Consider the following 23317-nt stretch of genomic DNA (forward strand, 5'->3'; position numbering starts at 1 on the left):
AATACCAGGGTCAAGGAGACCAGCATGCCGGCGCCAATGCCGTGACCAACATCGTCAGCTTCTACAAGAGCAATGAGCGCGGATGCCAAGACCTATGAGTGCCACGCTGGGGCGATCATGGCCGGGGTTGCGCTGAAGGGGGATTTGGCGAAGGTTCAGTAAAAGCAGTGATGAGTTGAACGCAATCCTGTGGCGAGCGAGCTTGCTCGCGCCGGTCTGCGCAGCAGCCCCCAAAAACTCTGGAATTCATTGCTGATTTTTGTGAGCGCTGCGCACTCAAGCGGGAGCAAGCTCCCTCGCTACAACGACAAAGGGCGCCTTTCGGCGCCCTTTCACAAACAGGTCGGCTTGTCATCGCCCAGTACCTGCCTGGCTCTGCGATGGCTGGTTACCCAGGATCCTCAGAGTCTCACAAGCCCCTTTCGGGAACGCGGTCAGTATTGCTTGAAACTGAATGGGAGACAACGGGTGGCGACTTGCCCAACTGCGCCATATCTGATGACATCACAGACCAAGAGCGCTACGTACCGCGGCTTTGATTGCGTAAAACTCATCTGTTGCAAGTTGTGAAATGAGGTACACACGCTTTCCATGACGGTCTCGACTTTTTATCCGGTCAAGTCTGGACAGACTCACTGTCGCAACCATATCGCATTTTGCCCAGCAGGTTGGGCTGGCTCCCTGCAGATGACTCTGAAGCTCCAGGTGATGTTGAAGCACACAATTCGGCGCAGTGGTACTCAACGGGACAACAGTCACTAATAGGCTGTTGGTTCTGTGCTTGCGTATGACAACAACGGGTCTGACCTTGATCATTTCAGGAGCTTCGTAACCCCTGAAATCACAAATCAGCACGCTGCCTTCCTTGGGCTGGTATCGAAGTGGCATCCATGGCACTCGTTTTAAAGAAATCAATTCTGCGCAAGAATTGGCTAAATCACTAAGACGGATCCATTACTTGAAGTGTCCTGAGTGCGGTGATTTGCTCGCTTTCACTTCCCTTCAACCTTACGCGTCAACAACTCCACAAACGCCTTGGCCATCGGCGACTTCTGATCCTTGCGCTGCACCAGCCACACCGCCGAAATCGCCTCTGGATCGAGCAATGGCCGATAGACCACGCCATCAATGCGCATCCGCTGATAAGACGCCGGCAACACCGATACCCCCAAACCCGCCGCCACCAACCCGATGATGGTCATCGCCTCGCCAGCCTCCTGGGCAAAGTGCGGGCTGAAGCCGGCGTCTCGCGCCAGGCTGAGCAGTTGTGCGTACAGACCGCTGCCATAGCTGCGCGGAAAAAATACGAACGGCTCGAGGGCCAGGGCGGACAGGAACAGACCTTCTTCGCTGCCATCCACCAGCGGATGCTTGGAGCTGAGCACCGCCACCAATGGCTCACGCATCAGCTCCACCACGCTGAGGGAGTCCGGCAAGCCCAACGGTCGCATGATGCCGACTTCGATCGACTCGTCCACCAGCGCATCGGCCACTTGGGTGCTGCTCATTTCCCGCAGGTTCAGGTGCACCGCCGGGAAGCGCTGGCGAAATGAGAAAATCGCCTGGGGAATGGTCGAGTTGAACGGCGCCGACGAGGTGAAGCCGATCTTCAGTTCACCCAATTCACCAAGTTGTGCCCGCCGAGCCACATCCGCCGCTTTGTCGACCTGCGCCAGCGCCAGCCGCGCCTCTTCCAGAAACAGCCGACCGGCCTCACTCAGCTCGACCCGACGATTGGTCCGTTCGAACAGACGCGCCCCCACTTCCTGCTCCAGCGCCTGAATCTGCTGGCTCAGCGGCGGCTGCGAGATGCCCAGCACTTGGGCGGCGCGGCCGAAATGCAGTTCTTCGGCAACGGCAATGAAGTAGCGCAGGTGACGCAATTCCATGAAAACTCCATTAGGTCGCTAAACCTATCAAACAGGTCGAACAATATATTGGATAGAAACATTAGCCAGCTATATGATTTTTTCATTGCCTGACCGGCTGCGTCCTCCGAGGTCCGAAGTGAAAACTGCTGTCGCCCCACTCGCCCATGAAATCCCGCCCGCCGCGCTGAATGATGTCGTCGCTGAACGCAACGAGATCTACATCGAGAAAGGCACACCGATGTTTATGCGCACGGTGCTGGCGCTGTTCTCCGGCGGCTTCGCGACCTTTGCCCTGCTCTACTGCGTGCAGCCGATGATGCCGCTGCTGTCCCGCGAGTTTTCCATCAATGCGGCCCAGAGCAGCCTGATCCTGTCGGTCGCCACCGGCCTTCTCGCCATCGGCTTGCTGATCACCGGCCCCATCTCCGATCGCATCGGGCGTAAACCGGTGATGGTCGCCGCACTGTTCGCCGCCGCTCTCTGCACCATGGCCAGCGCGATGATGCCGAGCTGGCAAGGCGTGCTGGTGATGCGGGCGCTGGTTGGGCTGTCGCTGAGCGGTCTGGCGGCGGTGGCAATGACTTACCTGAGTGAAGAAATTCACCCGCAGCACATCGGCCTGGCCATGGGCTTGTACATCGCTGGCAACGCCATCGGCGGCATGTGCGGACGATTGATTGTCGGGGTGCTGATCGACTTCGTCAGCTGGCACACGGCAATGCTGGTCATCGGCGGCCTGGCGCTGATTGCCGCCGCGGTGTTCTGGAAAATCCTTCCCGAGTCGCGCAATTTCCACGCCCGCTCGCTGCACCCGCGTAGCCTGCTCGACGGCTTCACCATGCACTTTCGCGACGCCGGCCTGCCGCTGCTGTTTGTCGAAGCGTTCGTGCTGATGGGCGCGTTCGTTACCCTGTTCAACTACATCGGCTATCGCCTGCTGGCCGAGCCGTATCACATGGACCAGGCCTTCGTCGGGCTACTCTCGGTGGTGTACCTGTCGGGCATCTACAGCTCGGCGAAAATCGGCGCCCTGGCCGACCAACTCGGCCGGCGCAAAGTGCTCTGGGCAACCATTGTGGTGATGCTCGCGGGCCTTGCGTTGACGATGTTTACACCCCTGCCAGTAGTGATCTTCGGCATGCTGGTCTTCACCTTCGGCTTCTTCGGCGCGCATTCGGTGGCCAGTAGCTGGATCGGTCGTCGCGCGACCAAGGCCAAGGGGCAGGCGACGTCGTTGTACCTGTTCAGCTATTACGCCGGGTCGAGTATCGCGGGGACGGCGGGCGGCATGGCCTGGCATCTGGGTGGCTGGAACGGGATCGGGCTGTTCATCAGCGGATTGCTGGTGATTGCGCTGTTGGTGGCGTTGAAATTGGCGAAGTTGCCGCCGTTGGAGAATTTGAAAGCTTAAGGCTGCGATCTTTTGATTTTGATACAAAAACGCCCGGCAAATACCGGGCGTTTTTTATCGGGCGACGATCACTCGTGATACTGCGCCGACAGTTCATGCACCGCGCGCAAGAAAGCGCCTGCGTGCTCCGGATCGACTTCCGGCGTAATGCCATGGCCGAGGTTGAACACGTGGCCGCTGCCCTTGCCGTAGCTGGCGAGGATCCGGCCGACTTCGGCGCGGATGGCTTCTGGCTTGGCGTAAAGCACGGTCGGGTCCATGTTGCCTTGCAGGGCGACTTTGTTGCCGACGCGCTGGCGGGCCTCACCGATGTCGCAAGTCCAGTCCAGGCCTAGCGCATCAGCGCCGGCGTCGGCGATGCTTTCCAGCCACAGGCCGCCATTCTTGGTGAACAGGATGACCGGCACTTTGCGGCCTTCATGTTCGCGGATCAGGCCGCTGACGATTTTGCGCATGTAGGCCAGGGAGAATTCCTGGTACGCCGCCGCCGAGAGATTGCCGCCCCAAGTGTCGAAGATCTGCACTGCTTGTGCGCCGGCCAGGATCTGGCCATTGAGGTACGAGGTGACCGACTGCGCAAGCTTGTCCAGCAGCAGGTGCATGGCTTGCGGGTTGTCGTAGAGCATGGCCTTGGTCTTGCGGAAGTCTTTCGACGAACCGCCTTCAACCATGTAGGTGGCCAGGGTCCATGGGCTGCCGGAAAAACCGATCAGCGGCACACGGCCGTTCAGTTCGCGGCGGATGGTGCTGACTGCGTCCATGACGTAGCCGAGGTCTTTCTGTGGATCAGGAATCGGCAAGGCTTCGATGTCGGCCAAGGTGCTGACGACCTTCTTGAAGCGCGGACCTTCACCGGTCTCGAAGTACAGGCCTTGGCCCATGGCATCGGGGATGGTCAGGATATCGGAGAACAGGATCGCCGCATCCAGTTGCGGATAGCGGTCGAGCGGTTGCATCGTGACTTCGCACGCGAACGCCGGGTTCATGCACAGGCTCATGAAGTCACCGGCCTTGGCACGGCTGGCGCGGTATTCAGGCAGGTAGCGACCGGCCTGACGCATCATCCACACAGGGGTGACGTCTACGGGTTGCTTGAGCAGGGCGCGAAGGAAACGGTCGTTCTTCAGGGCAGTCATGTCGGCATCCGGAAAAAAAGTGCGGGCATTTTCTCAGAGCGCGACGCAAAAGGCACGGCAAGAGCCGATCCTTTTGTCTATCGGGTCAATTTGTCGCGGTGAAATGCAGACTTTGCAGCACCACAAAACACTGTAGGAGCCGGCTTGCTGGCGATTCAGACGACGCGGTGTATCAGGTACACCGCGTTATCGTTCATCGCCAGCAAGCCGGCTCCCACAGGGTCAGGCGTCGATCAGACGCCCAGGTAATCCAGGATTCCTTCGGCGGCATTGCGGCCTTCGAAGATCGCCGTCACCACCAGGTCGGAACCGCGCACCATGTCGCCACCGGCGAAGATTTTCGGGTTGCTGGTCTGATGCTTGTACTGGCCTTGCTCCGGCGCCACGACGCGGCCCTGGCTGTCGGTGTGGATGCTGAACTGCTCGAACCACGACGCCGGGCTTGGACGGAAACCAAACGCGATGACCACGGCGTCGGCCGGGATGATCTCTTCGGAACCCGGGATCGGCTCGGGGCTGCGACGGCCACGGGCGTCCGGTTCGCCGAGACGGGTCTCGACCACCTTCACGCCTTCGACACGGTCTTCACCGACGATTGCGATCGGCTGGCGGTTGTAGAGGAATTTCACGCCTTCTTCCTTGGCGTTCTTCACCTCTTTGCGCGAGCCCGGCATGTTCGCTTCGTCACGACGATAGGCACAGGTCACCGCCTTGGCGCCCTGACGAATCGAGGTACGGTTGCAGTCCATCGCCGTGTCGCCGCCGCCCAGCACCACCACCTTCTTGCCTTTCATGTCGACGAAATCTTCCGGCGACTTTTCAAAGCCCAGGTTGCGGTTGACGTTGGCGATCAGGAAGTCCAGCGCATCGTGCACGCCCGGCAGGTCCTCGCCGGCGAAGCCGCCCTTCATGTAGGTGTAGGTGCCCATGCCCATGAAGACCGCATCGAATTCTTCGAGCAGTTGTTCCATGGTCACGTCCTTGCCCACTTCGGTGTTCAGGCGGAACTCGATGCCCATGCCGGTGAAGACTTCGCGGCGATTGCTCAGCACGGTCTTTTCCAGCTTGAACTCAGGAATGCCGAAGGTCAGCAGACCGCCGATTTCCGGGTTCTTGTCGAACACCACCGGCGTCACGCCACCACGCACCAGTACGTCGGCACAGCCCAGGCCCGCAGGGCCCGCACCGATTACCGCAACACGCTTGCCAGTCGGCTTGACCTTGGACATGTCCGGACGCCAGCCCATGGCGAACGCGGTGTCGGTGATGTACTTCTCGACCGAACCGATGGTCACCGCACCGAAACCGTCGTTGAGGGTGCAGGCACCCTCGCACAGACGATCCTGTGGACACACCCGACCGCAGACTTCCGGCAGGGTGTTGGTCTGGTGCGACAGTTCGGCGGCCTGGAGGATGTTGCCCTCGGCCACCAATTTGAGCCAGTTGGGAATGAAGTTGTGCACCGGGCACTTCCATTCGCAATACGGGTTACCGCAACCCAGGCAGCGGTGGGCCTGGTCGGCCGACTGCTGGGGTTTGAACGGCTCGTAGATTTCCACGAACTCTTTCTTGCGTTGACGCAACAGTTTCTTCTTCGGATCCTTGCGCCCGACATCGATGAACTGGAAGTCGTTATTCAGACGTTCAGCCATTGTTAAAACCTCATCAAACTCTTCAGGCGCATATCACTGCGGGTTGGCACGGGTGCTGGAAAGCAACGATTTCAGGTTGGCAGCCTTGGGCTTGACCAGCCAGAAACGACGCAGATAGTCATCGAGGTTTTCAGCGAGGTTACGACCCCACTCGCTGTCGGTTTCCTCGACGTATTCGTTCAGCACGCGTTGCAAGTGGCTGCGATAGGCTTCCATCGCCTCACCGCTGATCCGCTGGATTTCCACCAGTTCGTGGTTGACCCGGTCAACGAAGGTGTTGTCCTGGTCGAGCACGTAGGCGAAACCGCCGGTCATGCCTGAGCCGAAGTTGTAACCGGTCTTGCCCAGAACGCAGACGAAACCACCGGTCATGTACTCGCAGCAGTGATCGCCTGTGCCTTCCACCACAGTGTGAGCACCGGAGTTACGCACCGCGAAACGCTCGCCCGCGGTGCCGGCGGCGAACAGCTTGCCGCCAGTGGCGCCATACAGGCAGGTGTTGCCGATGATGGCACTGTCCTGCGTCTTGTAGAGGCTGCCTTTCGGCGGAACGATGACCAGTTTGCCGCCGGTCATGCCTTTGCCGACGTAGTCGTTGGCGTCGCCTTCCAGGTACATGTTCAGGCCACCGGCGTTCCACACGCCGAAGCTCTGACCCGCCGTGCCTTTGAAGCGGAAGGTGATCGGCGCGTTGGCCATGCCCTGGTTGCCGTGCTTGCGGGCGATTTCACCGGAGATCCGCGCGCCGATGGAACGGTCGCAGTTGCAGATATCCAGGGCGAAATCGGCACCGCTCAGGTCGTTGATCGCCGAGGTGGCCATGTCGACCATTTTCTCGGCCAGCAGGCCTTTGTCGAACGGCGGGTTGCGGTCGACCTGGCAGAATTGAGGCTTGTCTGCCGGGATGTGATCGCTGCCGAGCAACGGAGTCAGGTCCAGGTGGTTCTGCTTGGCGGTCTGGCCTTCGAGGACTTCCAGCAGATCGGTACGGCCGATCAGCTCTTCGAGGGAGCGCACGCCCAGCTTGGCCAGCCACTCACGGGTTTCTTCGGCGACGTAGGTGAAGAAATTCACCACCATGTCGACGGTCCCGATGTAGTGATCCTTGCGCAGCTTCTCGTTCTGAGTCGCGACGCCGGTGGCGCAGTTGTTCAGGTGGCAGATGCGCAGGTATTTGCAGCCCAGGGCGATCATTGGCGCGGTGCCGAAGCCGAAGCTTTCAGCGCCGAGGATCGCGGCCTTGATCACGTCGAGGCCGGTTTTCAGGCCACCATCGGTTTGTACCCGGACTTTGCCGCGCAGGTCGTTGCCACGCAGGGTCTGGTGGGTTTCGGCCAGGCCGAGTTCCCACGGTGCGCCCGCGTATTTGATCGAGGTCAGTGGCGATGCACCGGTGCCGCCGTCGTAGCCGGAGATGGTGATCAAGTCCGCGTAGGCCTTGGCCACACCGGCCGCGATGGTGCCGACGCCCGCTTCTGCCACCAGTTTCACCGAAACCAGCGCATTCGGGTTGACTTGTTTCAGGTCGAAAATCAGCTGCGACAAGTCTTCGATCGAATAGATGTCGTGGTGCGGTGGAGGCGAAATCAGGGTCACGCCCGGCACTGCGTAACGCAGCTTGGCGATCAGACCGTTGACCTTGCCGCCTGGCAACTGACCACCTTCGCCGGGCTTGGCACCCTGGGCGACTTTGATCTGCAGCACTTCGGCGTTGACCAGGTATTCCGGGGTCACACCGAAGCGGCCAGTGGCGACTTGCTTGATTTTCGAGCTCTTGATGGTGCCGTAGCGCGCCGGGTCTTCGCCGCCTTCGCCGGAGTTCGAACGCGCACCGAGGCGGTTCATGGCTTCGGCCAGGGCTTCGTGGGCTTCCGGCGACAGAGCGCCCAGCGAAATACCAGCGGAGTCGAAGCGCTTGAGCACCGACTCCAGAGGCTCGACTTCGCTGATGTCCAGCGGCGTGTCGAGGGTCTTGACCTTGAGCAGGTCGCGGATCATCGACACCGGGCGGTTATCCACCAGTGACGTGTATTCCTTGAACTTGCTGTAGTCGCCCTGCTGCACTGCGGCTTGCAAGGTGTTGACCACGTCCGGGTTGTAGGCGTGATATTCGCCACCGTGGACGAACTTCAACAGACCGCCCTGCTGGATCGGCTTGCGCGGGCTCCAGGCTTCGGCCGCCAGGGCTTTCTGCTCGGCTTCGATGTCGACGAAGCGCGCACCCTTGATGCGGCTTGGCACGCCACGGAAGCTCAGTTCGCAGACTTCTTCGGACAGGCCGATGGCTTCGAACAGCTGCGCACCGCGATACGACGTGATGGTCGAGATGCCCATCTTCGACAGGATCTTGAGCAGGCCCTTGGTGATGCCTTTGCGGTAGTTCTTGAACACCTCATAGAGGTCGCCCAGCACTTCACCGGTGCGGATCAGGTCGCCCAGCACTTCATAGGCCAGGAACGGGTAGACCGCCGAGGCGCCGAAACCGATCAGCACCGCGAAGTGGTGCGGATCACGAGCGGTCGCGGTTTCCACCAGAATGTTGGAGTCGCAACGCAGGCCTTTTTCGGTCAGGCGGTGGTGCACGGCACCGGTCGCCAGCGAAGCGTGGATCGGCAGCTTGCCCGGAGCAATGTGACGGTCACTCAGTACGACCTGGGTGCGACCGGCGCGAACGGCTTCTTCGGCCTGATCGGCGACGTTACGCACCGCGGCTTCGAGGCCGACGCTCTCGTCATAGTTGAGGTCGATGATCTGACGCTCGAAACCTGGGCGATCGAGGTTCATCAACGAGCGCCACTTGGCCGGAGAAATGACCGGCGAGCTGAGGATCACGCGCGAGGCGTGTTCCGGCGACTCCTGGAAGATGTTGCGCTCGGCACCGAGGCAGACTTCCAGCGACATGACGATGGCTTCGCGCAGCGGGTCGATCGGCGGGTTGGTGACCTGCGCGAACTGCTGACGGAAATAGTCGTACGGCGTACGCACGCGCTGGGACAGCACAGCCATCGGCGTATCGTCGCCCATAGAGCCGACGGCTTCGTAGCCTTGCTCGCCGAGCGGACGCAGCACCTGGTCGCGCTCTTCGAACGTAACCTGGTACATCTTCATGTACTGCTTGAGTTGATCGACGTCGTAGAACGCCGAACCGTGGTCGTTGTCTTCCATGGTCGCCTGGATGCGCAGGGCATTCTTGCGCAGCCATTGCTTGTACGGATGACGGGACTTCAAGCGGTTGTCGATGGCGTCTGTGTCGAGGATCTGACCGGTTTCGGTGTCCACGGCAAAGATCTGGCCCGGGCCGACACGCCCCTTGGCGATCACGTCCTCAGGCTGGTAGTTCCAGACACCGATTTCCGAAGCCAGGGTGATGAAGCCGTTCTTGGTGGTCACCCAACGCGCCGGCCGCAGGCCGTTACGGTCGAGCAGGCACACCGCGTAACGACCGTCGGTCATTACTACGCCAGCCGGGCCGTCCCACGGCTCCATGTGCATCGAGTTGTATTCGTAGAACGCACGCAGATCCGGGTCCATGGTTTCGACGTTCTGCCACGCAGGCGGAATGATCATCCGCACGCCACGGAACAGGTCGATGCCACCGGTGACCATCAGCTCGAGCATGTTGTCCATGCTGGATGAGTCGGAACCGACACGGTTCACCAGCGGGCCGAGTTCATCCAGATCCATCAGATCATTGGTGAACTTGGTGCGACGGGCCTGCGCCCAGTTGCGGTTGCCGGTGATGGTGTTGATTTCGCCGTTGTGGGCAAGGAAGCGGAACGGCTGCGCCAGCGGCCATTTCGGCAGCGTGTTGGTCGAAAAGCGCTGGTGGAACACGCAGATCGAAGTTTGCAGGCGCTGGTCGCTGAGGTCTGGATAGAAGGCGGTCAAATCCGCCGGCATCATCAGGCCTTTGTAAATAATGGTCTTGTGGGAAAAGCTGCAGATGTAGTGATCGACATCCGCGGCGTTGGCCACGGACGAACGACGACGGGCGCTGAACAGCTTGATCGCCATGTCCTGATCGCTCAGGCCTTCACCACCGATGAACACTTGTTCGATCTGTGGCAGGCGCTCAAGGGCCAGGCGGCCGAGGACGCTGGTGTCGATCGGCACTTTGCGCCAGCCGACCAGGGTCAGGCCTTCGGCCAGGATCTCGCGGTTCATGTTCTCGCGAGCGGCTTCGGCTTTCACCGGATCCTGGTTGAAGAAGATCATGCCCACGGCATATTGCTTGGGCAGTTCGACGCCGAAGGTTTCCTGGGCGATGGCACGCAGGAACACATCCGGCTTTTGAATCAGCAGACCGCAACCGTCACCGGTCTTGCCGTCGGCGTTGATCCCACCGCGGTGGGTCATGCAGGTCAGGGCCTCAATGGCCGTTTGCAAAAGGGTATGACTGGGCTCGCCCTGCATATGGGCTATCAGGCCAAAACCGCAGTTATCCTTGAATTCATCTGGTTGGTACAGACCTGCTTTCATAGACACTTTCTCACCAGGCTGCCTCTTATCGAGGCAAATTTCTTTTCAATTCAACCAGTTACCATCCGCGCCGAACGTACGCCAGCTTTGCGGGGGCAAAAGGGAGGTCATTGTACACACCGACACAGAGGCTCACAAATTTGACGACGAAATGTCGCAAATCTATGTCGCATTTGTGAAAGGTTTAAAGCGATATGCTGTGCTAGTCAAAACTTTTTTAATTTTGACCGCAGCGACTCAAAGACTACTGTGACGCAGACACCACAAGGCACGCGGCCGTAGGGACTGTTGGCGGCATGCGCTTGTAGAAATTTTGAGGTGCTTGGAGAGGCGGCCTGGGTAAGGCCGCCGAATCTTCAGCGAGTTGTTGCCAGTTCCTGTTGGACGCTGGCGACAGTGCGAGGCCAAGGTTTACCAGCCTGAACCTTCGCTGGCAAGGCCTTGATGGCAGTAACGGCTGCATCGCGGTTGGCGAAGCTACCGTAGGTGATGACGTAAAGCGGCTTGCCGTTGAGCACTTTCTTGAAATAACGGTACTCGCCGCCCTGCTCCTTGACGAAGTTTTGCGCGGTCGATTCGGAGCTGGTGCCAAGGATCTGCACTACGTAGCTGCCCGGTGCCTGGCCTGCGTACCAGCTGCCACCAGCGGCTTTGGCCACGGCAGCTGGCTTCTCGGCGGGTTTGGCCACGACGGCCGGTTTGGCGGGCGCTGGAGCCGGTTTGGCAGCCGGTGCAGGCGCTGGCGCTGGCTTGGCCGCAGGCGCGACAGGCTTGGCGGTCGCGACTTGAGTCGGCGCAGGCGTCGGCTTGGCGGCCGGTGTCGGCGCGGGCCCCGCTGGAACGCCTGCCGGTGGCGCAGTGGTGGTCACGGTCGGCGGTGTGGCGCTGGAACCTTCGACCGGTACGCCATCATCGCCTTCGGTAATGCCTCCAGCCGCTTCGGCCAACGGACCACGCATCACTGGCTGCGAGTTACCGACCAACGGCAATGGCATCGGTTGCGTATTACCGGCGAACTCCACGGAGGGAGCGCCTGCGCTGTTAGGTTTTGGCGTGCCCTGGCCCAGCGGCAGTTGTGCCTGTTCGTTGGCAGGCGCGCCGGTGGTCGGTGCTTTGTTGCGACCTGGCATCAACCAGGCGGCAGCTACCGCGACCACGACGACGGCGGAAATTGCCAATACGTGTTTCTTCGGCATGTTGAACCCCATACTTGGACGCTTGACCGCTGAGCGGCTGGCAATCATGACTTCGATCATTGCATCGCGGGCGACCTGGTTGATGTTGCCAGGCCAACCGTCGGAGCTTTCGTGAATATCAGAGATCTGATCCGCGGTGAAAAGTTCGATTCCCCGGCCAGCACCTTCGAGACGCTGATCCAGATATTCGCGGGTTTCTTCTTCGGTGTAGGGCTGCAATTCGATGACGTGAAAACGCTCTTCCTCGAGACTCAGCGCATCAAGTTGAGCAATCAACGAGGACTCACCGAACAGGAATACATGCGGACGACCTTCCGGTGCGCCGGCAGCCAGGGCCAACAAGGCTTCCAGTGCAGACTCGTCGAGTTGCTCGGCGTCATCCACCAGCAAATAGACTTCCTGCCCCGTGAGCGCAAGCTGCACCACTTGAGCCAGGATCGCACCGATCTCGGCCTGAGCAACGTCCAGCGCCTGAGCCACTTGATTCAGCACGCCAGCGGCATCGCCGGCGCCACGGGCGGAAACCACCACGCTCTGCACTGACTGTTTGTTGGTGCTGGCCACCAGGGCCTGACGCAACAGGGTTTTACCGCTGCCTTGCGGGCCGGTGACCACCAGCAGCAACTGGCTGTAGCGAGCCAGGTGATGCAACTGGCCCAGCACCGGCTTGCGCTGGGCCGGGAAGAATTTGAAGCCAGGCACCCGTGGAGCGAAAGGGTCATGACTTAACTGGTAATGGCCGAGGAAAGCCTCGTCGGCATGCAAACTAGTCATCGGGATCTTATTAACCTTTAAGCTGAGCCAGGGCGCGGTAATCCGCTCCCAGCGTGGCCTGTAAAACCTCTTTCGGATAATCGTCGGTCACCACTGCTTCGCCCATATGGCGCAGCAGCACCAGGCGCAAACGACCGTCGATCACTTTCTTGTCAATTGCCATGTGTTCGAGAAAATCGGCTTCGGTCATCTCTTCCGGCGGAATGACCGGCAGGCCGGCGCGCTGGAACAGGCGAATACCGCGATCACGCTCCTCTTCGCTGATCCAGCCCAAGCGCGCGGACATTTCCAAAGCCATCACGGTGCCAGCAGCGACTGCTTCACCATGCAACCAGACACCATAGCCCATATGGGTTTCGATCGCGTGGCCGAAGGTATGCCCCAGGTTCAACGTGGCACGCACGCCGGTCTCTTTCTCGTCGGCACCCACCACCGCAGCCTTGGCCGCACAGGAACGTTCGATGGCGTAAGTCAGGGCGGCCTGGTCCAGGGCGCGCAGGCGATCGACGTTTTCTTCAAGCCAGGTCAGGAACGGCTCGTCGCAGATCAGCCCGTACTTGATGACTTCCGCCAGCCCGGCAGACAGTTCGCGGGCCGGCAGTGTATTGAGGGTGGCGGTATCGATCAGCACCACATTGGGCTGATAGAAGGCGCCGACCATGTTCTTGCCCAGCGGATGATTGATCCCGGTCTTGCCGCCCACCGAAGAATCGACTTGCGACAGCAACGTGGTCGGCACCTGGATGAAATCGACGCCCCGCTGGTAGCAGGCCGCGGCAAAACCGGCCATGTCACCGATCACGCCACCACCGAGGGCAATCACTGTGGTGCGACGGTCGTGCCGAGCGGTCAGCAGGCCATCGAAAATCAGTTGCAGGGTTTCCCAGGTCTTGAAGGCTTCGCCATCGGGCAGCACCACGGAAATGACCGAGAACTGCGCCAGACTGCGGGTCAGACGCTCGAGGTAGAGCGGCGCGACGGTCTCGTTGGAGATGATCGCCACCTGCCGCCCGCGAATATGCGGGGCCAGCAGCTCAGGCTTATCCAACAAACCTTCGCCAATATGAATCGGGTAGCTGCGCTCGCCTAGATCGACCTTGAGTGTCTGCATGTGTCCCCACAGTGAAGATGGAATCAGGCGTCCTGCCTTGAGTTTACGAATTCCATGGCGTCTGCTGGTGTGACGCCGTCCGGTAGCCATCCGCCACAACCTTGAGCGGCTGCGACAGGACGCCGAGGATAGCGCATTTCGCCCCGTGCATTAACGGGGCGGCAGCTGCTGCAAGCGTTCGAGAATATCGAGCACCACCATCCGCGGCGGCCGCTCATCGGTTTCCACCACCAGGTCGGCGATTTCCCGATACAGCGGGTCACGGATCGCCAGCAAGTCCCGCAGGGTCTTGGCCGGATCGGCGGTACGCAGCAGTGGCCGATTGCGATCGCGAGCCGTTCGGCCCACTTGCTGCTCGACAGACGCGTGCAGATAGACCACCCGACCACCGGCGTGCAGCGCCCGACGATTGGCCTCGCGCATTACCGCTCCGCCACCGGTCGCCAACACCACGCCGTCGGACGCGCACAGCTCGGCAATCATCGCCTGCTCGCGGTCACGAAAACCCGGTTCGCCTTCTTTATCGAAAATCCACGGGATATTGGCGCCCGTGCGCAATTCAATTTCCTTATCGGAATCTTTGAACGGCAGGCGCAGCTCTTTGGCCAGCAACCGGCCGATGGTGCTTTTTCCAGCCCCCATCGGTCCAACAAGAATCAAATTTCGCACAGAATCAATGACTCACAGCAATCGCCTGATTGTTCATGATACGCGGAGTGAGAAATACCAGCAGCTCGGATTTTTTCTCCGAAACCACGTCACGCCGGAAAAGGCGGCCAAGATACGGCACATCACCGAGAAATGGCACCTTATCTACAACCTTGCTCTGAGTATTTGAGAAAACCCCACCAATCACGATGGTCTCGCCGTCGTTGACCAATACCTTGGCGTTGACCTCGTTTTTCTTGATCGGCGGTACATCCTGCACTTTGTTCAGGTAGTCCGGTTCGTCCTTGGTGACCTTGACCTCCATGATGATGCGGTTGTCCGGGGTGATCTGCGGCGTCACTTCCAGGGACAGCGAGGCTTCCTTGAACGACACTGAAGTGGCACCGCTGGAGCTGGCTTCCTGATAGGGGATTTCGGTGCCCTTGAGGATTTTCGCGGTTTCCTTGTCAGACGTGACCACCTTGGGCTGCGAGACGATTTCCCCGTTGCCGGTTTTTTCCATGGCCGTCAGCTCAAGGTCCAGCAGCACATTGTCGGTAATGAAGGCGATGCCGATCCCCGAGGTGTTGGAGGAAGTCCCTAGGTCGACGAACGGCGAGTTGGTGCTGGTGCTGCCCGGCGTGCCAACGGTGGTCGAGGAGCCGTTGACCCCGGAGCCATTCCAATTACCCTTCTGCACCGAACCGCCCCAGCGCACGCCGAGGCTTTTGTCGTAATCAACGTTGGCTTCAACGATGCGCGCCTCGATCATCACCTGACGCACCGGAATATCCAGCTGTGCAACGATGCGACGCAATTCGTCGAGGCGGTCCTGGGTCTGGTAGGCAATGATGTTGTTGGTCCGCTCATCGACAGTGATTGAACCGCGCTCGTCGACTTTCGCCTCGGCGCTGGTCACCGACTGGAACAGCTTGGCGATATCGGCTGCCTTGGCGTAATTGACCTGCAACAGTTCGCGACGCAGAGGCGCCAGTTCGGCGATTTGCTTCTGCGACTCCAGCTCCTGACGCTCCCGGGCGGCGATTTCATCGGCCGGCGCCACCAGCAACACATTGCCAATCTTGCGTTTATCCAGGCCTTTGGTTTTCAACACCAGGTCCAGCGCCTGATCCCACGGCACATTCTGCAGGCGCAACGTGATGCCGCCCTGCACCGTGTCACTGGCCACCAGATTGAGGTTGGTGAAATCGGCGATCAGTTGCAGCACCGAGCGCACATCGATGTCCTGGAAGTTCAACGAGAGCTTTTCGCCGCTGTAGGCAAAACGTTCGGCGTTGCGTTTTTGCAAGTCATCGACAGTCATCGGCCGGATGCTGACGGTCAGTTTGTTATCGGTCTGGTAGGTCGAATAATCGAAGGCGCCGCTGGGCTCGATGCTGATGATGGCCCGGTCGCCCGTGGCGCTGGCGTTGACGAACTGCACCGGGGTAGCGAAATCCTTGACGTCGAGACGGACGCGCAACCGCTCAGGCAATTGGGTTTTGGTGAAGCCGACGATGATCTTGCCATCGCGTTCCTGGATGTCCGGGGCGATGGACGGATCCGACAAATCGATAACCACGTTGCCTTCACCCTGGGTACCGCGCTGGAAATCCACGCCACGAATAGCCTTGCCCACGGGAGCACTGGCTCTGGCGGGCGCGGGTACCGCCGTGGCCGCGCGTGGTGCGCTGGCAATCGGCTTGGACGCCTTGTTACCGGCCGCCTGCCCGACAACCACAAACAGGTTGTTGCCTTCGACACGTGCGTTATACGGAGTCAGTTGAGTCAGACCGATGATCAGCCGCGTGCGGTCCTTGGCTTCCACCACCGTGGCGCTGCGGGCATTGCCGCCGCCCAGGTCACGACTTTTGTTCGCCAGCTGGCTGGTAACCCCCGGCAGGTCCAGCGCAATCCGCGCAGGCTGCTCCGTCGTATAGCCATGCGGCTGCGGTGGTGGCCCGTCGAACGACAACTTCAGCTCGACACGGTCACCAGGCAGCGCGGCGACATCCAGCGCTTTGAGGTTGGCCGCCTGTACCAACGGCGACAGAAACGCTATCCATAGCGAAATACCGAAGGTTGAGAAAATCCTGTTCATTGTTCGAGTTCCACTATGAGTGCTCTTTCAAAGGGATGGTCCGCGGCCGCTCCAGCCAGGCGCCTTCGCCATCGGGAACGATTTCGACCACATCGACTTGCGAAGCGCTGATGGCGACGATCCGCCCATCATTACGTCCCAGGTAATCGCCGACTTTCAGCCGATGCACACCGCCCGCCCCGCGCAGCAGCGCAAAGGAGCCGGAGGCATTGGAGATTGTGCCGACCATTTCAAATTGCTCGATGTTGAAGCCTTCGAGGTACTGCTTGACCCGATTGAGGTCGGGTTTGACGTTGCGCGAGCCGTGCTTCTGGCCAGCCAGATCGACTCTGACCTGCCGGGAGAACGGGCTGCGCAGGTTGGCAGCGCTGTAGGTGAATGTCGGATAAGACTGGAATGTCGGCGTTGGTTCAATCTTGCCGGGCGCTCGCAGGCGCACTTCGTTCAGGTAGGCGTCGATGTCGCTGAAACCATTGTCACCGCCACAACCGGCCAGGGCGACCAGGCACATAACCATCGACAGGCAACGAATCGGGTTCATTTCTGCAACCCCTTGTCGTTGTAGCGGTAGGTCTTGGCAAGGATGCTCATGCGCAGCTTCGGACCGCCTTCGGGATTGGCCGGCACCAGGTCGAAATCATGCAGGGTGACGATCCGCGGCAACCCCGCCACGCCGCTGACGAAAGTGGCCAGGTCGTGATAAGCGCCGGTGACGGTGATCTGGATAGGGAGTTCGATGTAGAACTGCTGGGTGACCTCCGGCAGCAGCTTGATCTCTTCGAATTCCAGGCCGCTGCCCAGGCCGGTGCGGGTGATGTCCTCCAGCAGGCCGGGCACTTCGGTGTCGCTGGGCAATTGCCGTAATAGCATGCCGAAGGAATTCTCCATTTCCTTCATCTGCTGGGTATACAGCTCAAGATTGGCCGCCATGTGGGCTTTGGTCGCGAACTGCTCCTTGAGCGTCGACTCCTCCTCACGCTTGAGTTCCAGGTGGCTTTGCAGGTCGCTGATCAGGAAGCTATAGCCCAGGGCCAGCACCAGCACCATCAGCAGAACACTCGCAAGGACCTTGATCGCCCTTGGCCAGGAACCCATGTTGTTGGTGTCCAGATCGCTGATGTCGATCTGGCGCAACCCTTCGAGCCATTCGGACGGCCTCATTTAGCCCCCCCCACAATTGCCGGCTGAGTCTGACGGACGGTCAACTGAAAAACATTGGCCTGATCCAGCTGACCGGCGGTGTTCGCTTTGACTTCCGTGAGATTGGGCGCATCGAACCAGTCGGATGCATCTAGATTGCGCATCAAATCCGAAACACGATTGTTGGACTCCGCCGCGCCGGTGATGGACAAGGTCTTGCCGACCATTTTCACTTCGGTGAAATACACGCCGTCCGGCAAGGTGCGCGCCAACTGATCGAAGATCCTCCCGCTGATCGGCCGGTTGCCTTGCAGGTCCTGGATGATGCGCATGCGCTCGACGAGCTGCTGGCGACGAGCCTTCAGATCGCTGATCTGTTTGATCCGCTCATCGACCACGGCAATCTGCTTGGCGATGTAATCGTTGCGCGCGACTTGTCGATCAATGGCGCTGTTAATGACCTGGTCCGTGATCAGCAGCGCCCCCACCGACCCTGCCAGCACACCGACCAACGCCAGCAAAAAGCGTTTGCGCCGCGCTTCGCGCAACTCTTCACGCCAGGGTAAAAGATTGATCCGCGCCATCAGTCGAAACTCCTGAGGGCCAGCCCGCAGGCGATCATCAGTGCCGGCGCATCGCTCGCCAGGGCACTGGCATTGACCCTGCTGCTCAGGGTCATGTCGGAGAATGGGTTAGCGACCTGGGTCGGCGTACCCAGGCGCTGCTCGATCAACCGATCCAGCCCTGGGACCGAGGCAGTGCCGCCGGCCAGGAGAATGTGATCGACCGAGCTGTATTGGCCGGAGGCAAAGAAAAACTGCAATGAGCGCGATACTTGTTGCACCAACGCATCCCGAAACGGCTGCAAGACCTCACTGACGTAATCGTCCGGCAAACCGCCCTGTTTCTTCGCCAACCCTGCCTGCTCGACCGTCAGGCCATAACGGCGCTGGATTTCTTCCGTCAGTTGTCGGCCGCCGAACAATTGTTCGCGGGTGTAGATGATCCGCCCATTGTTCAACACGCTCAGGGTGGTCATGGTGGCGCCGATATCGACCACCGCCACGGTCAGATGCTCCTGAGAGGCGGCCAACTGGGTTGCCAGCAAGCCGAAGGATCGCTCCAGGGCATAGGCTTCGACATCGACTACTCGCGCGGTCAGCCCGGCCAGGGCCAGGGCCGCTTCACGAACCTCGACGTTTTCCTTGCGACAGGCGGCCAGCAGCACATTGACCCGCTCGGGATTGCGCACTGACGCGCCTTGCACTTCGAAGTCGATCGCCACTTCATCCAGCGGATACGGGATGTACTGATCGGCCTCGATCTTCAGCTGGTTTTCCATCTCGTCGTCGGAAAGACCGGCGTCCATCTCGATGGTCTTGGTGATCACCGCCGAGCCGGCGACCGCCACGGCGACGTTCCTCTGGCTGGTTTTGGCCTTGAGCAGCACGCGCGCAAGGGCCTGCCCCACGCCTTCGAGCTCGGCAATATTTTTTTCGACCACGGCACTGGCGGGCAGCGGCTCGACCGCATAGGCCTCGACCCGATAACGGTCGCCTTGGCGGCTTAACTCCAACAGCTTCACCGACGTAGAGCTGATGTCGATCCCCAGAAGCGCATTGGTTTTTTTATTGAAGAGTCCTAGCACTACCAATTCCCTATGACTATCCGTGAGTTACGGACTCTGTAATATCCATTGCGTTCAATACCCCCCGTCTTGACAGAAGCGCAAATGACGCTCCCTGCGGAAAAATGCTTATAATGCCGAGCGTTTTTCCGCTTTCACTGCAAGCGCGGGTCATTCTCTTTATAGCCTGAACCCTGATGCCTAATTCATTCTTTGCCCTGGATATCCAAAAGCCTTGATTCGTCTGCTGAAATTCTTCGGTTGGTCCATCGTCGCCGTTTTCTGCGGACTGCTCCTGGGTCTGAGCGGCGCCTTTCTTTACCTTAGCCCTGGATTGCCATCTGTGGAGGCGCTGAGAAGCATTCAGTTGCAGATTCCTTTGCGGGTGTACAGCAGCGACAACAAGTTGATCGCAGAATTTGGCGAAATGCGCCGTACGCCGATCCGTTTCGCCGACATTCCCCCCAATTTCATTAATGCGTTACTAAGTGCTGAAGACGACAATTTCGCCAACCACTATGGCGTCGATCCCAGCAGCCTGATGCGTGCCGCCACCCAGCTGGTAAAGAGCGGACACATTCAGTCCGGCGGCAGCACCATCACCATGCAGGTGGCGAAGAACTTCTTCCTGAGCAGCGAACGCAGCTTCTCGCGCAAAACCACCGAAATTCTCCTGGCCCTGCAGATCGAACGGCAGCTGACCAAGGACGAAATCCTCGAGCTGTACGTCAACAAGATTTACCTGGGCAACCGCGCCTATGGCATCGAGGCAGCGGCGCAGGTCTATTACGGCAAGTCGATTCGTGACGTCAGCCTGGCGCAGATGGCGATGATCGCCGGTCTGCCAAAAGCCCCATCGCGCTTCAACCCGCTGGCCAACCCGGCCCGCAGCAAGGAGCGTCGCGACTGGATCCTGGGGCGCATGTACAAGCTCGGCAAGATCACCGAAGCCGACTACACCGCGGCGATCAACGAACCGCTGAACGCCAGCTATCACGTGCCGACCCCGGAAGTGAACGCACCGTACGTCGCCGAAATGGCCCGCGCCGAAATGGTCGGTCGCTATGGCAGCGATGCGTACACCGAAGGTTTCCGCGTCACCACCACGGTGCCGAGCGATTTGCAGGAAATGGCCAACAGCGCGGTTCACGAAGGCTTGATGACCTACGATCAACGGCACGGTTATCGCGGCCCCGAGTCACGCCTGCCGGGTAAAACCCGAGAGGCCTGGACCCTGGAACTGACCAAGCAGCGGACCATCAGCAGCCTGGAACCGGCGATCGTGACCCAGGTCGACAAGAACGGCGTGCAGGTGCTGACCCGCACCGGCGAAGAACACGTTGCCTGGGACACCATGAAGTGGGCCCGTCCGTTCCTGAACACCAACAGCATGGGCGCCAATCCGAAACAGCCGTCGGACGTCGCGCAGGTCGGCGATCTGATTCGCGTACAACGTCAGCCGGACAATTCGCTCAAATTCAGCCAGATTCCGCAGGCCCAGGGCGCACTGGTATCCCTCGACCCGCAGAACGGTGCCATTCGCTCCCTGGTCGGCGGTTTTGCCTTCGAGCAGAGCAACTACAACCGCGCCATGCAGGCCAAGCGTCAGCCGGGTTCGAGCTTCAAGCCGTTCGTCTATAGTGCCGCCCTGGATAACGGCTACACCGCCGCCAGCCTGGTGAACGACGCACCGATCGTGTTCGTCGACGAATACCTGGACAAGGTCTGGCGCCCGAAGAACGACACCAACACCTTCCTCGGCCCTATCCGCATGCGTGAAGCGCTCTACAAGTCGCGCAACCTGGTATCGATCCGTCTGCTGCAAGCACTGGGCGTCGACCGCACCATCGACTACATCAGCAAGTTCGGCTTCAACAAGCAGGATCTGCCACGCAACCTGTCCCTGGCACTGGGCACCGCGACCCTGACGCCAATGGAAATCGCTACTGGCTGGAGCACCTTCGCCAACGGCGGCTACAAGATTTCCCCGTATATCATCGACAAGATCGAAAGCCGCAACGGCGACACACTGTTCGTTGCCAACCCGCCGAGCGTTCCGAAAGGCAACGTAGTCAGCGACGGCATCGCCGTGCCGGCCGCCAATACCTTCACCGTCAACGCCACCCCAGGCGAAGCGCCGAGCGCCCAGCCAGTGTCACAAGCGCCAGCGGTGGCCGAACGTATCATCGATGGTCGCACCACCTACATCCTCAACAGCATGCTTGAGGACGTGATCAAACTCGGCACTGGCCGTCGCGCACTGGCCTTGGGCCGCAGTGACATTGCGGGCAAGACCGGCACCACCAACGAATCCAAGGACGCCTGGTTCTCCGGCTACAACGCCGATTACGTGACCACCGTCTGGACCGGCTTCGACCAACCAGAAAGCCTGGGCAAACGCGAGTTCGGCGGCACTGTCGCCCTGCCGATCTGGATGAACTACATGGGCGCCGCCCTCAAAGGCAAGCCACCTCATACCCAGCCGGAACCTGAAGGCATCCTCAGCCTGCGGGTCGACCCGGTCAGCGGTCGTGCAGCCACCCCAAGCACGCCAGGTGCCTACTTTGAGCTGTTCAAGGCCGAAGATACGCCACCGTCGGTGAATGAGCTGGGTAACGGCAATGTGCCAGGCAGCCCGCTGCCAGCGGACGAAGCGGCGCCGATCGATTTGTTCTGATCGCCACAACACCAAAAAGCCCCGCCTTCGAAAGAAGTGCGGGGCTTTTTATTGCCTGTCTGCAAACCCCTCAGATACAAAAAAGCCCCGACTCAGAATGAGCCGGGGCCTTTGGTTGAAGCGCTACAACGGCTTAGCCGTTGAACACGTCATCCACGCTTTTCAGCGGGTAGTTCTTCGGATACGGCAGGGTCGCCACGCCGGTCTCGATCGCAGCCTTGGCCACGGCATCGGAGATCACGGTGATCAGACGGGCATCCATTGGTTTCGGGATGATGTACTCACGACCGAATTCCAGCTTGATGCCACCGTAGGCGTCGCACACTTCCTGAGGCACTGGCAGTTTGGCCAGTTCACGCAGGGCGTTGGCGGCAGCCACTTTCATTTCTTCGTTGATGCGCTTGGCGCGAACGTCCAGGGCACCACGGAAGATGAACGGGAAGCCCAGTACGTTGTTGACCTGGTTCGGGTAGTCCGAACGGCCAGTGGCCATGATCACGTCGTTGCGAGTGGCGTGCGCCAGTTCCGGGGAGATTTCCGGATCCGGGTTCGAGCATGCGAACACGATCGGGTTGGCCGCCATGGATTTCAGGCCTTCAGCGCTCAGCAGGTTCGGGCCGGACAGGCCAACAAACACGTCAGCGCCTTCCAGGGCGTCAGCCAGGGTACGCTTGTCGGTCGCGTGAGCGAAGACAGCCTTGTACTGGTTCAGGTCATCACGGCCGGAGTGGATCACACCGGTACGGTCAACCATGTAGATGTTTTCGATGTTGGCGCCCATGCTCACCAGCAATTTCATGCAGGAGATGGCGGCAGCACCGGCGCCCAGGCAGACGATCTTGGCGTCAGCCAGGGTTTTGCCAGCGATTTCCAGGGCGTTGATCATGCCGGCAGCGGTCACGATCGCAGTACCGTGCTGGTCATCGTGGAATACCGGAATATCGCACTGCTCGATCAGAGCGCGCTCGATTTCAAAGCACTCAGGTGCCTTGATGTCTTCCAGGTTGATGCCACCGAAGGTGATGGAGATACGCTTGACGGTGTCGATGAAGGCTTGCGGGCTTTCGGAGTCGACTTCGATGTCGAACACGTCGATGCCGGCGAAGCGCTTGAACAGAACACCTTTACCTTCCATTACCGGCTTGGAAGCCAATGGACCGAGGTTACCCAGGCCCAGAATCGCGGTGCCATCGGAAATGACTGCAACCAGGTTGCCTTTGCCGGTGTATTTGTAGGCCAGTTCAGGATCGCGGGCGATTTCGCGTACTGGTTCGGCTACGCCGGGGCTGTAGGCCAGCGACAGGTCGCGGGCGGTAGCAGTGGCCTTGGTGAGCTCGACACTCAGCTTCCCTGGACGAGGATTGGCGTGATATTCGAGAGCGGCAGTTTTCAAATCAGACATGTGGGCATTCCGCTTTTTACTGTTGGACAGACGGACCGCCGAGGATACTCGTGTCGCAAAGTCCCCACAAGACTGACCAGTCACCCCTGTCA

At 59.9% G+C, this 23317-nt stretch carries 16 protein-coding genes and 1 pseudogene; 3 read left to right on the forward strand and 14 right to left on the reverse strand.

Annotated elements, in window-relative coordinates; translation table 11 throughout:
* Positions 1-11: 11 nt before the first annotated feature.
* Positions 12-162 (forward strand): annotated as a pseudogene (locus tag AC1RL4_RS20650) (excinuclease); the annotation flags it as partial.
* Positions 163-504: 342 nt separating this feature from the next.
* Here the strand turns inward: AC1RL4_RS20650 and AC1RL4_RS20655 are convergent.
* A complete protein-coding gene (locus tag AC1RL4_RS20655; RefSeq protein ID WP_290371318.1) occupies positions 505-888 on the reverse strand; it encodes a type II toxin-antitoxin system PemK/MazF family toxin in 384 nt (127 codons plus the stop codon).
* 104 nt (positions 889-992) lie between these two features.
* Positions 993-1889: a LysR family transcriptional regulator gene (locus tag AC1RL4_RS20660; RefSeq protein ID WP_019650776.1), complete on the reverse strand. Its 897-nt coding sequence runs from the start codon at positions 1887-1889 to the stop codon at positions 993-995.
* 118 nt (positions 1890-2007) lie between these two features.
* Here AC1RL4_RS20660 and AC1RL4_RS20665 point away from each other — a divergent pair, with 118 nt between their 5' ends.
* The gene (locus AC1RL4_RS20665; RefSeq protein WP_230175604.1) at positions 2008-3282 is read left to right on the forward strand and encodes an MFS transporter; all 1275 of its coding nucleotides are present in this window, start codon (positions 2008-2010) and stop codon (positions 3280-3282) included.
* Positions 3283-3350: 68 nt separating this feature from the next.
* Here the strand turns inward: AC1RL4_RS20665 and hemE are convergent, their stop codons facing one another.
* From hemE to AC1RL4_RS20720, 11 genes are all read right to left on the reverse strand, one after another.
* Positions 3351-4418, reverse strand: coding sequence for a uroporphyrinogen decarboxylase (gene hemE / locus AC1RL4_RS20670; RefSeq protein ID WP_018928609.1), 1068 nt, complete (start codon positions 4416-4418; stop codon positions 3351-3353).
* A gap of 233 nt (positions 4419-4651) precedes the next feature.
* Positions 4652-6070: an FAD-dependent oxidoreductase gene (locus tag AC1RL4_RS20675; RefSeq protein ID WP_019581864.1), complete on the reverse strand. Its 1419-nt coding sequence runs from the start codon at positions 6068-6070 to the stop codon at positions 4652-4654.
* A gap of 33 nt (positions 6071-6103) precedes the next feature.
* Positions 6104-10549, reverse strand: coding sequence for a glutamate synthase large subunit (gene gltB, locus AC1RL4_RS20680; protein ID WP_230175603.1), 4446 nt, complete (start codon positions 10547-10549; stop codon positions 6104-6106).
* Between the two features lie 356 nt (positions 10550-10905).
* Positions 10906-12519: an AAA family ATPase gene (locus tag AC1RL4_RS20685; protein ID WP_230175602.1), complete on the reverse strand. Its 1614-nt coding sequence runs from the start codon at positions 12517-12519 to the stop codon at positions 10906-10908.
* Between the two features lie 10 nt (positions 12520-12529).
* Positions 12530-13630 (reverse strand): 3-dehydroquinate synthase, encoded by a 1101-nt coding sequence (gene aroB, locus AC1RL4_RS20690; protein WP_019581861.1) that lies wholly within the window; start codon positions 13628-13630, stop codon positions 12530-12532.
* Positions 13631-13780: 150 nt separating this feature from the next.
* Positions 13781-14299 (reverse strand): shikimate kinase AroK, encoded by a 519-nt coding sequence (aroK, locus tag AC1RL4_RS20695; protein WP_019581860.1) that lies wholly within the window; start codon positions 14297-14299, stop codon positions 13781-13783.
* 4 nt (positions 14300-14303) lie between these two features.
* Positions 14304-16379, reverse strand: a complete 2076-nt coding sequence (locus AC1RL4_RS20700) for a type IV pilus secretin PilQ (protein ID WP_019581859.1) — start codon at positions 16377-16379, stop codon at positions 14304-14306.
* Between the two features lie 13 nt (positions 16380-16392).
* The gene (locus tag AC1RL4_RS20705) at positions 16393-16920 is read right to left on the reverse strand and encodes a pilus assembly protein PilP (protein WP_019581858.1); all 528 of its coding nucleotides are present in this window, start codon (positions 16918-16920) and stop codon (positions 16393-16395) included.
* On the reverse strand, positions 16917-17540 hold the full coding sequence (gene pilO / locus AC1RL4_RS20710; protein WP_019581857.1) for a type 4a pilus biogenesis protein PilO: 624 nt from the start codon (positions 17538-17540) through the stop codon (positions 16917-16919). The genes AC1RL4_RS20705 and pilO overlap by 4 nt, the downstream gene beginning before the upstream one ends.
* Positions 17537-18103, reverse strand: a complete 567-nt coding sequence (locus AC1RL4_RS20715; protein WP_230175601.1) for a PilN domain-containing protein — start codon at positions 18101-18103, stop codon at positions 17537-17539. The genes pilO and AC1RL4_RS20715 overlap by 4 nt, the downstream gene beginning before the upstream one ends.
* Positions 18103-19167: a pilus assembly protein PilM gene (locus tag AC1RL4_RS20720; RefSeq protein ID WP_019581855.1), complete on the reverse strand. Its 1065-nt coding sequence runs from the start codon at positions 19165-19167 to the stop codon at positions 18103-18105. The genes AC1RL4_RS20715 and AC1RL4_RS20720 overlap by 1 nt, the downstream gene beginning before the upstream one ends.
* A 217-nt stretch (positions 19168-19384) precedes the next feature.
* Between AC1RL4_RS20720 and AC1RL4_RS20725 the strand changes: the two genes are divergently transcribed.
* On the forward strand, positions 19385-21823 hold the full coding sequence (locus tag AC1RL4_RS20725) for a penicillin-binding protein 1A (protein WP_371929199.1): 2439 nt from the start codon (positions 19385-19387) through the stop codon (positions 21821-21823).
* Between the two features lie 133 nt (positions 21824-21956).
* Here AC1RL4_RS20725 and AC1RL4_RS20730 read toward each other — a convergent pair whose 3' ends face one another.
* Positions 21957-23225 carry a malic enzyme-like NAD(P)-binding protein gene (locus tag AC1RL4_RS20730; protein ID WP_019581853.1) on the reverse strand — a complete coding sequence of 423 codons (1269 nt, stop codon included), beginning with the start codon at positions 23223-23225 and terminating at the stop codon, positions 21957-21959.
* Positions 23226-23317 lie beyond the last annotated feature (92 nt).

Source organism: Pseudomonas sp. GW822-FHT07A10 (assembly GCF_058798795.1).